Annotated in this window: 13 protein-coding genes and 1 other annotated feature; of the genes, 10 read left to right on the forward strand and 3 right to left on the reverse strand. The window is 29.0% G+C overall.

Annotation, left to right across the window (positions count from 1 at the left end; genetic code table 11):
• Positions 1–102: IS1 family transposase (locus H8S10_RS16445; protein ID WP_347707662.1), on the reverse strand; the 102-nt coding region annotated here is incomplete at its 3' end.
• 124 nt (positions 103–226) lie between these two features.
• On the opposite strand from H8S10_RS16445, the gene H8S10_RS16450 reads away from it, so the two are divergent.
• Positions 227–877, forward strand: a complete 651-nt coding sequence (locus H8S10_RS16450; RefSeq protein ID WP_055265260.1) for a hypothetical protein — start codon at positions 227–229, stop codon at positions 875–877.
• A 38-nt stretch (positions 878–915) separates the two neighbouring features.
• Here the strand turns inward: H8S10_RS16450 and H8S10_RS16455 are convergent, their stop codons facing one another.
• Entirely contained in the window at positions 916–1248 is a 333-nt protein-coding gene (locus H8S10_RS16455; protein WP_055265258.1) for a HesB-like protein, read from the reverse strand.
• A 230-nt stretch (positions 1249–1478) separates the two neighbouring features.
• Here H8S10_RS16455 and H8S10_RS16460 point away from each other — a divergent pair, with 230 nt between their 5' ends.
• Entirely contained in the window at positions 1479–2228 is a 750-nt protein-coding gene (locus H8S10_RS16460) for a hypothetical protein (protein WP_186839596.1), read from the forward strand.
• Positions 2229–2526: 298 nt separating this feature from the next.
• Positions 2527–2895, forward strand: a complete 369-nt coding sequence (locus tag H8S10_RS16465; protein ID WP_186839597.1) for a DUF5658 family protein — start codon at positions 2527–2529, stop codon at positions 2893–2895.
• A 112-nt stretch (positions 2896–3007) separates the two neighbouring features.
• On the opposite strand, the gene leuS is transcribed toward H8S10_RS16465, so the two are convergent.
• Positions 3008–5458, reverse strand: a complete 2451-nt coding sequence (leuS, locus tag H8S10_RS16470) for a leucine--tRNA ligase (protein WP_186839598.1) — start codon at positions 5456–5458, stop codon at positions 3008–3010.
• A gap of 54 nt (positions 5459–5512) precedes the next feature.
• Positions 5513–5731: a binding site (T-box leader), on the reverse strand.
• A gap of 194 nt (positions 5732–5925) precedes the next feature.
• On the opposite strand from leuS, the gene H8S10_RS16475 reads away from it, so the two are divergent.
• The 7 genes from H8S10_RS16475 to H8S10_RS16505 all read left to right on the forward strand — a co-directional run bounded on the left by H8S10_RS16475 (position 5926) and on the right by H8S10_RS16505 (position 13845).
• On the forward strand, positions 5926–7134 hold the full coding sequence (locus tag H8S10_RS16475) for a NupC/NupG family nucleoside CNT transporter (RefSeq protein ID WP_055265250.1): 1209 nt from the start codon (positions 5926–5928) through the stop codon (positions 7132–7134).
• A gap of 243 nt (positions 7135–7377) precedes the next feature.
• Positions 7378–7740: a YccF domain-containing protein gene (locus H8S10_RS16480; RefSeq protein WP_055265248.1), complete on the forward strand. Its 363-nt coding sequence runs from the start codon at positions 7378–7380 to the stop codon at positions 7738–7740.
• A gap of 67 nt (positions 7741–7807) precedes the next feature.
• Positions 7808–9016, forward strand: a complete 1209-nt coding sequence (locus H8S10_RS16485; protein ID WP_055265246.1) for a NupC/NupG family nucleoside CNT transporter — start codon at positions 7808–7810, stop codon at positions 9014–9016.
• A gap of 289 nt (positions 9017–9305) precedes the next feature.
• Positions 9306–10019 carry a response regulator transcription factor gene (locus tag H8S10_RS16490; protein WP_055265244.1) on the forward strand — a complete coding sequence of 238 codons (714 nt, stop codon included), beginning with the start codon at positions 9306–9308 and terminating at the stop codon, positions 10017–10019.
• A complete protein-coding gene (locus tag H8S10_RS16495; protein WP_186839599.1) occupies positions 9994–12240 on the forward strand; it encodes a HAMP domain-containing sensor histidine kinase in 2247 nt (748 codons plus the stop codon). The genes H8S10_RS16490 and H8S10_RS16495 overlap by 26 nt, the downstream gene beginning before the upstream one ends.
• A gap of 405 nt (positions 12241–12645) precedes the next feature.
• On the forward strand, positions 12646–13188 hold the full coding sequence (locus tag H8S10_RS16500) for an NADH peroxidase (RefSeq protein WP_186839600.1): 543 nt from the start codon (positions 12646–12648) through the stop codon (positions 13186–13188).
• 114 nt (positions 13189–13302) lie between these two features.
• A complete protein-coding gene (locus H8S10_RS16505) occupies positions 13303–13845 on the forward strand; it encodes an NADH peroxidase (protein ID WP_186839601.1) in 543 nt (180 codons plus the stop codon).
• Positions 13846–14093: the final 248 nt, after the last annotated feature.

Here is a 14093-nt window from a genome sequence, read left to right on the forward strand (position 1 = left end):
ACACTGCTTACATTGATACTTTTGTTTAGCCTGCTTATTCATACCAAACTTGTATAGTTTATCAGAATTACAGCGTGGGCATTTTATATTAGTTTTGCTCATTGTTCTTCTCTCCTTTTCGAAGGGGGTATTATTTAGTATCGCAAACCTATTGTATTTCCTTGGGCTGAGAAGAGCAATGTTCATATAACTTAACAGATCGAATTACCATGTCGGGGGGAGATTTATGAATAATAAATTAGATAAAAAAAGTAGTTGTATATTAACTATTACTTTAATTTTATTAATAAGCTTATTAGTAAACGTTTACCAAAGTATAGCTGGAATAGAATATAAAAAAGAAATTGGAAATGAAATAAATAAGAGTATAGAGGAGATAAGAACAAGAAATGAATCTATCCTATTAACTCTTGAGGGATGTATTTCATCACAGAGTATTACAAGTGAAGAAATATTAACATTGTATAAAAATTATAATTTAATAAATATTGCAGAATTAAACTTATGGGAAAAATACTTAAAGAATATAGAAACTTCATGGTTTAAAAAGGATAATAAGGTAGATTTAACGGGAACTGACCAAAATGAGGTATTTGCTAATATAGAAGGACTAATATATAACTTGTTGATTAATTATATGTCAAATGATATGAATTCAATTAAGTTAGATGATAAATTAGCTATGGATATTTCGGTTATGAAAGAGATATCTTATGAGTTGAACACATATATCAATAGCTTTATGGAAGAGAAGTTAAGTAATTTAGAAGGTGAAGAAAAAGCCGAAAAGATGATTAATAAAGGATATTGGATAGATATATTAAAAGGTATAGAAGAAATAAATAGTAAATATAAAAATTATATGTTTAAATTATAAAAATAGAGCTATTGATATATCAATAGCTCTTATTATTTTTAGTGGTGGCAACCGCCCCCACAAGATCCACATCCACCTTCAACTTCGATAACTGGTTTTAAAGATAAACCTCTTCCACCGTTTTCTTCTGAAGATAATAATTTAAATCCACCAAATTCATCGATTAATTTTGATTCAGCTATGAAAGTAATATCATTCATAGTTTCAACTACGTCATTTTCATTAGCATCATCAACAGTTATGTTAAATGCTGGACCACTACATCCAAACCCTGCTAAGTTAATTCTTATGCTGAATTTTTCTATTTCATTATCTTGTAAAAATGCCTTAAATTCGTTGTATGCTTCTTCGCTTATTATAAATTTATTCATATTTATTCACCTCATATTATTTATATTCAAATTATATTTATAGTATACCATAATAGTCGGAAATGGCAAGAGGTTTTTTAGGTATATATTGTAAAATAATAACATATGAGAAAAACCTTGAAATTTCTATAAATTGTAAATATAATATTTACTATGTTTAGCATAATATAAAGTGTATAATGGTATTGGGATAAAATTAAAGTACGAAAAATAGAAAGGGATTGTTAAGATTGAAGCCTTTTGATAGAGACTATGTCTTAAGTAAAATAAAGGAATATAATAGAAAGATAAGACCTCGTAAAATTGGTGATTTTGAGATAAAGAGGATAGATGGATTACAAGGAATCGTTCAAGGGTACTTGTATGAAAGAAAAGATAGAATAAGGTTAAAGATAGCAGAACTAGTTCATGATTACGATCATGTTTGGATGAGACTAACACCTTTAGAAATAGAAGGTTCATATTTTGCTATAGAAAGAGCAAAAGGAAAAGTTGGTATAGTAGGACTAGGTCTTGGATATGTTGCTCAAGAAATGGCAAAGAAAGAAGAAGTAGATGAGGTTATAGTTTATGAAATAAGCAAAGATGTAATTGATTTATATAATTGCAATTTCAAATATAATCCTAAGATTACTATTATTAATAAAGATGCTTTTGAAGCAGAATCAGAAGAATTTGATTTTTTCTATGCCGATATTTATGAATATAAAATAACTAGTCAGATTGTTAAAGATTATGAAGCTTTTAATACTTTACATAAGATAGAGGAGTATTCATTTTTTGGAATGGAACATTTTTTATTAAGCTGTAGCTATGAAGAAATAGTATGGGTCTATATACCAGAAAATTGGATGGAAATGGCTAGAGAAGCTTATGATGCATTAGAACAATCAGAATTATTAGATTATTATAAGCCTCTAGATAAAGAGATTGTTAGTGCAGTTTTACAAAAATTTAAAATAGTTCTTGATAAGATGTAGCGAAAGCTACATCTTTTTTTATATAGTTGTCATAAAATAAGTTGAATATATGAAAAAGTTAGTAAAATACAATAATTTGTAGTATTAAATTTCTTGAGAAAATATAATTGTTAAAGATAAAATTAAAATATAATTACATAATACTTTAATATAGTTAATTAATTTTTATTTCTTAATTTATAATATAGATAACATATTTTCGATAAAAACTTTTGCAAGTATCTAAAAGATAAGTACATATATAGTACCTTAATCAATGAACATAGTAATCAAATTTATATATGAAAGTGAGAGAATTATGTTTTTTAAAAGTAATTATTTAAAAGAAAATAAATATCATAAATTAAAAATAAATTTGATTATATTATACTTATTAAACTTATCTGATTTATTTTTTACTAAACTTCTTTTGAAACTTGAACCTACAATGTTTATAGAAGCTAATGTTTTTTTAGCACCAGTAATAGATGGAGTATTGCCATACTTTTTTAAAATTGTAGTTATAGCAGTAATTCTTTATTATTGGTACTTTAGAAGTAGATATTCAAATGAAAAAGAAATTAAGAGATCATTAATTGCGAGTATAGGATTAGTGAGTTTTTATATATTAATAAATTTATTACATCTATTTAATGTTGGATTTATGATTTTAAATTGGCAATATTAATTAGCTTTATAACTTAAGTTTATGAAAAAAAGGTGGATTAAAAAATCCACCTTTTTCTAGTTTATAGACTGACTGAATTGCAATAGCCTAATTAATTTAGTTAATTATAAAATTACTTTACAACAATATTAACAAGTCTACCTTTAATAACTATAACTTTAACTATTGTCTTGCCTTCAGTAGCTTGAACTATAGCTTCATCAGCTAAAGCAGCAGCTTTAATTCCTTCTTCATCTAAATCAGAAGCAACGTTGATTCTAGCCTTAATCTTACCATTAATTTGGATAGCTATTTCTATTTCATCTTTAACAAGAGCTTTAGCATCATATGAAGGCCAAGCTTCGTTAAATACTGAATAAGAACCAGTTAATAGATTCCATTGTTCTTCAGCAAAGTGAGGAGCAAATGGAGCTAAGATTTTTATAAAGCTTTCACAAACTGTATTTAAGAATTCTAAATTCTTAACTTCTTCTTTAATATATTTAGATAAAGCATTTATGAATTCCATCATTCTTGCTATAGCAGTGTTAAATTGCATCTTATCAGCATCTTCAGTAACACCCTTAATAGCATTGTTTAACCAGAAGTTTAGTTCTTTTTCAGCTTTATCCATTGTAGTTTTATTATTTTCACCACTTTGAATAGCTTCTCTACACATATCAAGGTATCTTTCTATTCTATCAACGAATCTAGCTACTGACTTAATACCATCATCACTCCAAGCTCCACCTTCTGTGTAAGCAAAACCAAACATTAGGTACATTCTAAATACGTCAGCACCGTATTCTTTAATATAATCATCTGGAGATATTGTATTTCCTTTAGATTTTGACATCTTTAATCCGTCTGGTCCTAGGATAAGTCCTTGGTGAGTTAAGCTCTTAAATGGTTCATCGAAGCTTAAGTAACCCATATCTCTTAAAGCTTTAGTAATAAATCTTGCATATAATAAGTGCATACAAGCATGCTCTGGTCCACCAACATATTTGTCAACTGGAAGCATCTTATCTACTAATTCCTTATCAAATGCCTTTTCAGTGTTTTTATTATCAACATATCTCATTTGATACCAAGATGAACATACGAATGTATCTAATGTATCAACTTCTCTCTTAGCTGGTTTACCACAGCAAGGACAAGTAGTATTTACGAACTCTTCACACTTAGCAAGTGGTGATTTACCATCTGGAGCAAACTCAACGTTGTAAGGTAATTCAACTGGAAGATCTTTTTCTGGAACTGGAACAGCACCACAATCATCACAGTATATTATTGGAATTGGAGCACCCCAGTATCTTTGTCTTGAAACTAACCAGTCTCTTAATCTGTAATTAACTTTAGCAGAACCTAAGTTGTTCTCAGAAAGTTTTGCAACTATAGCCTCCTTAGCTTCTTCAGTAGTTAATCCATCAAATTCTCCAGAGTTAACTAGTTTTCCATATTCACAGTATGGAAGTTCGATTTCTTCACCTTTTTTGCTCACTATAACTCTTTCTATTGGTAAGTTAAATTTAGTAGCAAAAGCAAAATCTCTTTCATCATGAGCAGGAACAGCCATAACAGCACCAGTACCGTAAGTTGCAAGTACGTAGTCACCAACCCAGATTGGAACTTCTTTACCGTTTATAGGATTTATAGCATATGAACCAGTAAATACACCAGTTTTTTCTCTTGATAGAGATTGTCTTTCTATATCAGATTGCTTCTTAGCAGCCTCTTTATATTCTTCAACTGCAGCTTTATTTTCAGCAGTAGTTAATTTATCTACTAATTCATTTTCAGGAGCTAAAACAACATAAGTAACACCATTTAAAGTATCAACTCTAGTTGTGAATACATCAAAGCTAAGATCTGAATCCTTAACCTTGAAAGTAACTTCAGCACCAGTAGATTTTCCTATCCAGTGCTTTTGCATAGCAACTGTCTTTTCAGGCCAATCTAAAGTATCTAGTTTTTCTAACAGTTCATCAGCATACTCAGTTATTTTGAAGAACCATTGAGTTAAGTCTTTTTTAGTAACTTCTGTTGAACATCTTTCACAAGCACCATCAACTACTTGCTCATTAGCTAAAACTGTATTACAAGATGGACACCAGTTTACAGGAGCTTTCTTTCTGTAAGCTAATCCGTTCTTTAATAATTGTAAGAACACCCATTGAGTCCATTTATAATATTCAGGAGTACAAGTTATAACTTCATTTTCCCAGTTAAACATAGCCCCCATAGCTCTTAATTGTTCTTCCATTGTCTTGATATTCTTTTCTGTAGAATCCCAAGGGTGGATACCTGTTTTAATTGCAAAGTTTTCAGCTGGTAATCCGAAAGCATCAAATCCCATTGGTTGGAATACGTTGTAGCCTTGCATCTTTTTTAATCTTGCCCAAGAATCAACAGGTCCATAGTTAAACCAGTGACCAGCATGTAATTGGCTTCCTGATGGATAAGAGAACATCTCTAAAACATAAAGCTTTTCACCTTCGGCATCAGGATTAAATTTATAAAGTTCAGTTTCTTCCCACTTTTTTTGCCATTTTTTATCTATGGCAGTTCCGTAGTTACTCATATTTAAAACCTCCTCGTTTAGTCAATTATAAATTAAAAAAAGCCCTCATCTCAATTAAGAGACGAAAGGCATTGTTTCGCGGTACCACTCTTATTAAAACTTTAACTTATAACAGTTTAAAGTTTTCACTCAAATCCGTAACGGGGAATCCGTACTTGCTTTTAACAAGTAAGCTCAAAGGCAAGTTCCTATAATTGTATCACTGTTTTCCACCAAACAACAGCTCTCTATAGATTACAAAAATATAGTACTACTCCTTATCAGTGCAATAATTATTTATAAAAATATGTATTAATTATATAGTAAGTGGTTGTGATAAGTCAATAATGATATAAAAAATGAAAGACAATATTATAAATTAATATATGAAATTATAATATATGATTAATTATCTAATAAGAATATTAAATGCATTTTTGATAAAACTAAACTAAGAAATAATATTTTACAAAGGATGGAGTGTTTTTATGGCAATTTTAAACAGTATTCTAGGGATAGCATTTATATTCCTAGTAGCTTTTTTGCTTTCAAACAACAAGAAAAAGATAAATTGGAGAACTATTATAATTGGATTTTTAATTCAATTTGGATTTGCGCTTGCTGCATTAAAATGGAGCGTAGGTAAATTTATATTAAGCAAAATAGCATTAGGAGTACAGTCTGTAATAAACTATGCAAATGAAGGAATAAAATTCTTATTTGGTTCATTAACTAATGATGGAAGTATATTTGCAGTTAATGTATTAGGGGTAATAATATTCATATCAGCAGTAGTTTCAGTATTATACTACTTAGGTATTATGCAATTTGTTATAAAAATAATAGGTGGAGCCTTATCTAAACTTTTAGGTACTTCTAAGTTAGAAACTATATCAGCTTCAGCTAATATATTCTTAGGTCAAACAGAAGCACCACTTTTAATTAAGCCTTATGTTGAAAAACTTACTGAATCAGAACTATTCACAGTAATGGTTGGTGGATTAGCTTCAGTTTCAGGTTCAATTTTAGTTGGATACTCTTTATTAGGTATTCCAATAGAATACTTAGTATCTGCAAGCTTTATGTCAGCACCAGCAGGATTGATTATGGCAAAGATTATAATACCTGAATTAAAACAAGCAAAAGTAAATGATCAAATAGAAATGGTAAAAGACGATTCTGCAAATGTTGTTGATGCAGCAGCTAAAGGGGCTATAGATGGATTAGGTTTAGTTTTAAATATAGCGGCAATACTTTTAGCATTTGTAGCTTTAATAGCACTTATTAATGGTGTAATAGGATGGGTTGGAGGATTCTTCGGAATAGCTAACCTAAGCTTACAATCTATTTTAGGATATATTTTTGCACCAGTAGCAACAATAATTGGTGTGCCGATGAAAGAATCAATTGCAGTAGGTTCGTTAATAGGTCAAAAGATTATATTAAATGAATTCGTAGCATTTACAAGTCTTTCACCACTAATGGAAACATTATCTGCTAAAGCTTCAGCAATAGCAACATTCTCACTATGTGGCTTTGCTAATATTTCATCTATAGCAATCCTTATTGGTGGAATTGGTGGTATGGCACCGAGTAGAAAAGGTGATATAGCGAGATTAGGATGGAAAGCTATTATAGCGGGAACTTTAGCTAACCTTCTAAGCGCAACTATAGCAGGACTTTTATTAACAATATAGTTTAAATAATACCCTCTGAGATAGATCTAATTATTAGATAGCTTTAGAGGGTATTTTTTATTGATAAAATTAATAACTTAATATAGATATTTATTAAATAGGTTATTGATATAATGACAAATTTTAATTGTATTATAATATAGGAAAATTTAAATTGTATTATTTTGAGTATTGATATTATGAAAAATTTTTATATAATAAGAATGTTTGTAATGTTTTATATTTAAAATAGGAGGTAAAGATATGAGCTGTTTAGGAAATATAGTGTGGATAATATTTGGCGGATTCTTTGGAGCTATAGGATGGATATTTACAGGAATATTATGGTGCATAACTATAGTTGGAATACCTGTGGGAAAACAATGTTTCAAAATGGCAAAGCTACAATTCTCACCATTTGGAAAAGAAGTTATAACTGTAAGCGATAGTAGTACAAGCCTTATTTTAAATATATTTTGGATAATCTTTGGTGGATTTGAATTATGCATAGCTAATCTTATAAGTGCATTGATTTTATGTATAACAATAGTAGGTATACCATTTGCAGTTCAAAGTTTAAAGTTAGCCAAACTATCATTAATGCCCTTTGGGAAAAAAGTAAAATAAGCATATTAAACTTGGTATTTAAAAGTACTAAAGTTAAATAAATTTATACAAAAGAAAAGGAGAAAATATGGCAATTTTAAACAGTATAGTAGGAATTGTTTTTATTTTTCTAGTAGCTTTCTTATTATCAAATAATAAGAAGAAAATAAACTGGAGAACAATTATAATTGGATTTTTAATTCAATTCGGATTTGCTGTTGCTGCATTAAAATGGAGCGTAGGTAAATTTGTATTAAGCAAAATAGCATTAGGAGTACAATCTGTAATAAACTATGCAAATGAAGGGATAAAATTTTTATTTGGTTCACTAAATAATGATGGAAGTATATTTGCAGTTAATGTATTGGGAGTAATTATTTTTACATCAGCAATAGTAGCAGTTCTGTATTATTTAGGTGTAATGCAATTTGTAATAAAAATAATAGGTGGGGCACTATCCAAACTTTTAGGAACATCAAAGTTAGAAAGTTTATCAGCTTCTGGTAATATATTCTTAAGTCAAACAGAAGCACCGCTTTTAATAAGACCTTATGTTGAAAAATTAACTGAGTCAGAGCTTTTCACTGTAATGGTTGGAGGAGTTGCATCTGTATCTGGATCAGTATTAGTTGGATATTCATTACTTGGTATTCCAATAGAATATTTAGTATCTGCAAGCTTTATGGCAGCTCCTGCAGGACTTATTATGGCTAAGATTATAATACCTGAATTAAAACAAGCAAAAGCAAATGAACAAGTTGAAATGGTAAAAGATGATTCAGCAAATGTTGTTGATGCAGCGGCTAAAGGTGCTATAGATGGATTAGGTTTAGTTTTAAATATAGCAGCAATACTTTTAGCATTTGTAGCTTTAATAGCACTTATTAATGGATTAATAGGATGGATTGGAGGATTCTTTGGAATAGCTAACTTAAGCTTACAATCTATTTTAGGATATATTTTTGCACCAGTAGCAACAATAATTGGTGTACCGATGAAAGAATCAATTACAGTAGGTTCATTAATAGGACAAAAGATTGTATTAAATGAATTCGTTGCATTTACAAGCCTTTCACCACTAATGGCAACATTATCTACTAAAGCTGCAGCAATAGCAACGTTCTCACTATGCGGTTTTGCTAATATTTCATCTATAGCAATTCTTATTGGTGGAATTGGTGGTATGGCACCAAGTAGAAAAGGTGACATAGCAAGATTAGGATGGAAAGCTATTATAGCAGGAACTTTAGCTAATCTTCTAAGCGCAACAATAGCAGGACTTTTATTAACAATATAGTTTAAATAATACCTCTGAGGTAAATCTAATTATTAGATAACCTTAGGGGTTATTTTTTTGTTTATAAAATTATATTTAAAAAATTCTAAAGTAATTTTATATATTACTTTTTATGTTAACTTAGAATTTTTTATCTTAAGAAATTTTTAATAATTATCTTGAAAGAATTGTAAGATTTCTATTCTATTATATATATAAGAAGAATCTAGATTGTTAGAAGTCTTAAAAGAGGATGATATGATAATTCTCATGATATAATAAATAAATGAAGAAAGGGGAGTAGGAACATATGAATAAAAATAGAGTATTAGTAGTAGATGACGATAAGGAGATAGTTGAAGCAATTGATATATATTTAAAAAATGAAGGGATTGAAGTTATTAAGGCTTATGATGGTATGCAGGCTATAGAAGCTTTAATAGAAAAAGAAGTACATCTTATTTTAATGGATATAATGATGCCTAAAATGGATGGACTTAGAACAACTATGAAAATAAGAGAAGAAAAAAACATTCCTATTATATTAATATCAGCAAAATCTGAGGACACAGATAAAATATTAGGTTTAAATATGGGTGCTGATGATTATATAACTAAGCCATTTAATCCGTTAGAAATGATTGCAAGAGTTAAATCACAGCTTAGAAGATATACTATGCTTGGAAATTTCGGAACTGTACAACAAAGAGGAGAATCTAATTCAATAATTAGTAGTGGTGGTTTATCTTTAAATCTTGATAGTAAAGAAGTTGTAGTAGACGGTGAAATTATTAAGGTAACAGCCACAGAATTTGGGATACTAGAATTACTTTTAAGAAATCAAGGAAGAGTATTTTCTATAGATGAAATTTATGAAAAAGTGTGGAAAGAGCCAAGTTATAATGCTGAAAATACTGTGGCAGTTCATATTAGAAGGATTAGAGAAAAGATTGAAATAAATCCTAAAGATCCAAAATATTTAAAGGTGGTGTGGGGTATTGGATACAAAATTGAAAAATATTAAAAGTAAATATTCTGATTATATAATTTATGGTTTAATTCTTATACTATCTTCATCTATATTTTTATCTGTAATGGAAATTAGAAATAATTACAGATTTTTTTCTGAGAAGTCATTATATTTAGGTGGAGAATTAAATAGTGAAATAGAAAGTTATGCTGCAAAAGCTGTAGATTATTCTTTGTTTTATAAGTCTTCGGATTATGCAAAAGATAAAGAGAACATAACGGAAAATGATATAGAGATATGTAAAGATGAAATAAGAGTAAAGATAGAATCTGAGACATCGGAGAAAATTAATTCATTATATAATGATTCAAGTTTTAAATACATGTCAGATGAGCGGATAGAAAAGAAAATAGAAGAAGTAAGCAAAGAAGTAGAGGATAAATATAATTTTACAGATGATGAGTTTGAGCAATATGTATTAGAAAGAAAAATTAAAAGTTACAATACTTTGAGTAATGAATTAAATTCTTATAAAAACTTAAATTTTAGTGCTTATGATGAAACAACAAAAAAATGGATTAGTAATGAGAAGAAAGATATAGCCAATCTAAAAACTAATAGCGGATATTTTGCAGAAATAAATATAGCTACTAACGGAAAGTTAAGTAAGAATATTTACGTAGATGGAAAAAGCATAGAAGAAGAGGATTATTATAATTATTATGATTACTATTATCCTTATACGTACTATGAAAGTGTAGTTTCAAGTGAAACAAAATATGAAGGCTATGATGCTGATTCGATTGAAAATCATAATATAGTAGTTTATGTTTGGGTTCCTAAGCAGATAGCAAAGGGAGATTCAGTATACTCAGCATGGCAAATAGCTAATGAAAATAGAAATAGACTTTTACTTAGCGGAGTAGTTTTACTTGTATCAGTTTTAATTCTTTTATGTATAGCACGAGTGTTAAAAAAGAAGAATTATATTAATAATATAATAGATATAATAATAAATAAAATAAAGGATTATCCAATAGAGTACAAATTAGCAGTTGGATTAGGAATTTGGATAATATATATGATGAGTAGATCATCGATATATTATAAGGGATATATATCGTGGTTTAATTTTAAAAATATTATATTAACAGCAATTCTTTTTGGAGTTTGGTATATCTTATTAAGAGATTTATACTTAAATTACAAGGAAAAAACTATATTAAAAAATAATATTAGTGTAAAACTGTGGGCTCAAATTCAAGTATTGATGAAAAATGGATCAATATTTAGAAGTATTTTATTAATGTTTTTAATATATGCTACAATTGGAGGAATACTATTATTTATGGCTATGGTAGCATATGATTTATTTCCGGTATTTTTAATTGCAGGAATAGTAGTAACCATAATATTTATTATTATAGTTCTTAAAAAATTAGCTTATTTAGAAAAAATAATGGATGGGGCCAAAGATGGAGCTGAAGGAAGATTAACTTATAAGATTGAAGAAAAAGGTCAAGGCAGATTTAGAGACTTAGCTCATAATATCAATAATATGAAAGAGGGGCTAAGGGAGTCTCTTCAAAATGAAGTCAAAAGTGAAAGAATGAAAACGGAGCTTATAACTAATGTATCTCATGATTTAAAAACTCCATTAACTTCGATAATAAATTATATTGATCTTTTGAAAAGGGAAGATATAGAGCCAGAATCAGCAAGAGATTATGTTAATGTACTTGATAATAAAGCACAGCGATTAAAGGTCTTAATAGATGATTTATTTGAAGCGTCAAAAGCTGCTAGTGGAGCAATGGAACTCAATATTGAAAAGATTGAAATAGTTCAATTGCTTAAACAAGTGCTTGGTGAAAATGATGAAAGAATAAGTAATCATGGATTAAGCTTAAGAGTAAATACTCCTGAAGAAAAAGTGTTTATAAAAGGTGATGGAAAAAGATTATATAGAGTATTTGAAAACTTAATTTCTAATATAGTTAAATATTCTATGGAGAATACTAGAGTATATATAGATATTATTAAAGAAGATGAGTGTGTAAAAATAGTGATGAAAAATATTGCTGCATATGAATTGAACTTTGACGTTAATGAGATAACTGAAAGGTTTAAGAGAGCAGATGAAGCACGTACTAGTGAAGGTTCAGGTTTAGGGCTTGCTATAGCTAAGAGTATAGTGGAACTACATGGAGGAACATTTTATATAGAAGTAGATGGTGATTTGTTTAAATCCATAATAACTCTGAAATGTAGTTAAGTTTAATAAATTATATAATATTATAGGATTGAGTTAGAATGAAAGATCACTATGATATTATTAATAGATAATAATTGTTAGATAATAAAATTGGATAAAAGTACTTTAAAAAGACTACCATTAGAAATGATGGTAGTCTTTTTTATGCTTAAATGATAATATTATCAAATGATAATTAATATCAAATAATATATTGGAAAATAAGATGTTTCAATAACTGAGAGTCATTATCAACTATAAAAAATATTTAAAAAATTTCAAAAAAAGACTTGCAATTAATAATTATTATTATATAATAATAATAAATGTAAGGTGCATTAAGCACTGATAATAAATCGTAAGACAAAGAGTAAAAGATGTTAGAAGATAGATAATAAATGTTTGAATAAATAGGAGGATTTAATTATGAAGAAATTTGTATGTACAGTATGTGGATATGTTCATGAAGGAGATGCTGCACCAGCAGAATGTCCAGTATGTCACGTTGGAGCTGACAAATTCAAGGAACAAGGTGAAGGATTAAACTGGGCTTGTGAACACGAAATTGGAGTTGCACAAGGAAGTCCAGAAGATATAATGGCTGATTTAAGAGCAAACTTTGAAGGAGAATGTTGTGAAGTTGGTATGTACTTAGCAATGGCAAGAGTAGCGCATAGAGAAGGTTACCCAGAAATCGGTCTTTACTGGGAAAAAGCAGCTTATGAAGAAGCAGAACACGCAGCTAAGTTTGCTGAATTATTAGGAGAAGTTGTTACAAGCTCAACTAAGAAAAACTTAGAATTAAGAATAGCAGCAGAAAATGGAGCAACTGAAGGTAAATTTGATTTAGCTAAGAGAGCTAAGATTGCTAACTTAGATGCTATCCATGACACAGTTCATGAAATGGCTAAAGATGAAGCTAGACACGGAAAAGCTTTTGAAGGATTATTAAACAGATATTTTGGTTAACAAACTGTAAAAATGTTATAAAATAACCATTAATATATTTACTTTGCTAAATTATTCTATATAATTAAAATGTATAAAATAATAATTAATTGTTGAAAGATGGAGGGTTTAATTATGAAGAAATTTGTATGTACAGTATGTGGATATGTTCATGAAGGAGATGCTGCACCAGCAGAATGTCCAGTATGTCACGTTGGAGCTGACAAATTCAAGGAACAAGGTGAAGGATTAAACTGGGCTTGTGAACACGAAATCGGAGTTGCACAAGGAAGTCCAGAAGATATAATGGCTGATTTAAGAGCAAACTTTGAAGGAGAATGTTGTGAAGTAGGTATGTACTTAGCAATGTCTAGAGTAGCTCATAGAGAAGGTTACCCAGAAATCGGTCTTTACTGGGAAAAAGCAGCTTATGAAGAAGCAGAACACGCAGCTAAGTTTGCTGAATTATTAGGAGAAGTTGTTACAAGCTCAACTAAGAAGAACTTAGAATTAAGAATAGCAGCAGAAAATGGAGCAACTGAAGGTAAATTCGATTTAGCTAAGAGAGCTAAGATTGCTAACTTAGATGCTATCCATGACACAGTTCATGAAATGGCTAAAGATGAAGCTAGACACGGAAAAGCTTTCGAAGGATTATTAAACAGATACTTCGGATAATAAAAAGAAAAATCTAATAAAAAACAAAACCTATCATAAAAATATGAAATAAAAGGGGCTGTCTCTGAAATGATTTTTAAAATCATTTCAGTAGACGGTCTTTTTATTTTTTATTCATATATTTATATGAAATTATTTCTAAATGAACAAGTTTTTTGACACGACAAATAGGAGGTTATAAACCTCCTATTCTCTGTAAAAATATACCTTTACGCTATTTTCTTTTCATGCAATAATATACCATTTCT

This window comes from Clostridium sp. NSJ-49 (assembly GCF_014287725.1).
GTDB classification, from domain to species: Bacteria; Bacillota; Clostridia; order Clostridiales; family Clostridiaceae; genus Clostridium; species Clostridium disporicum_B.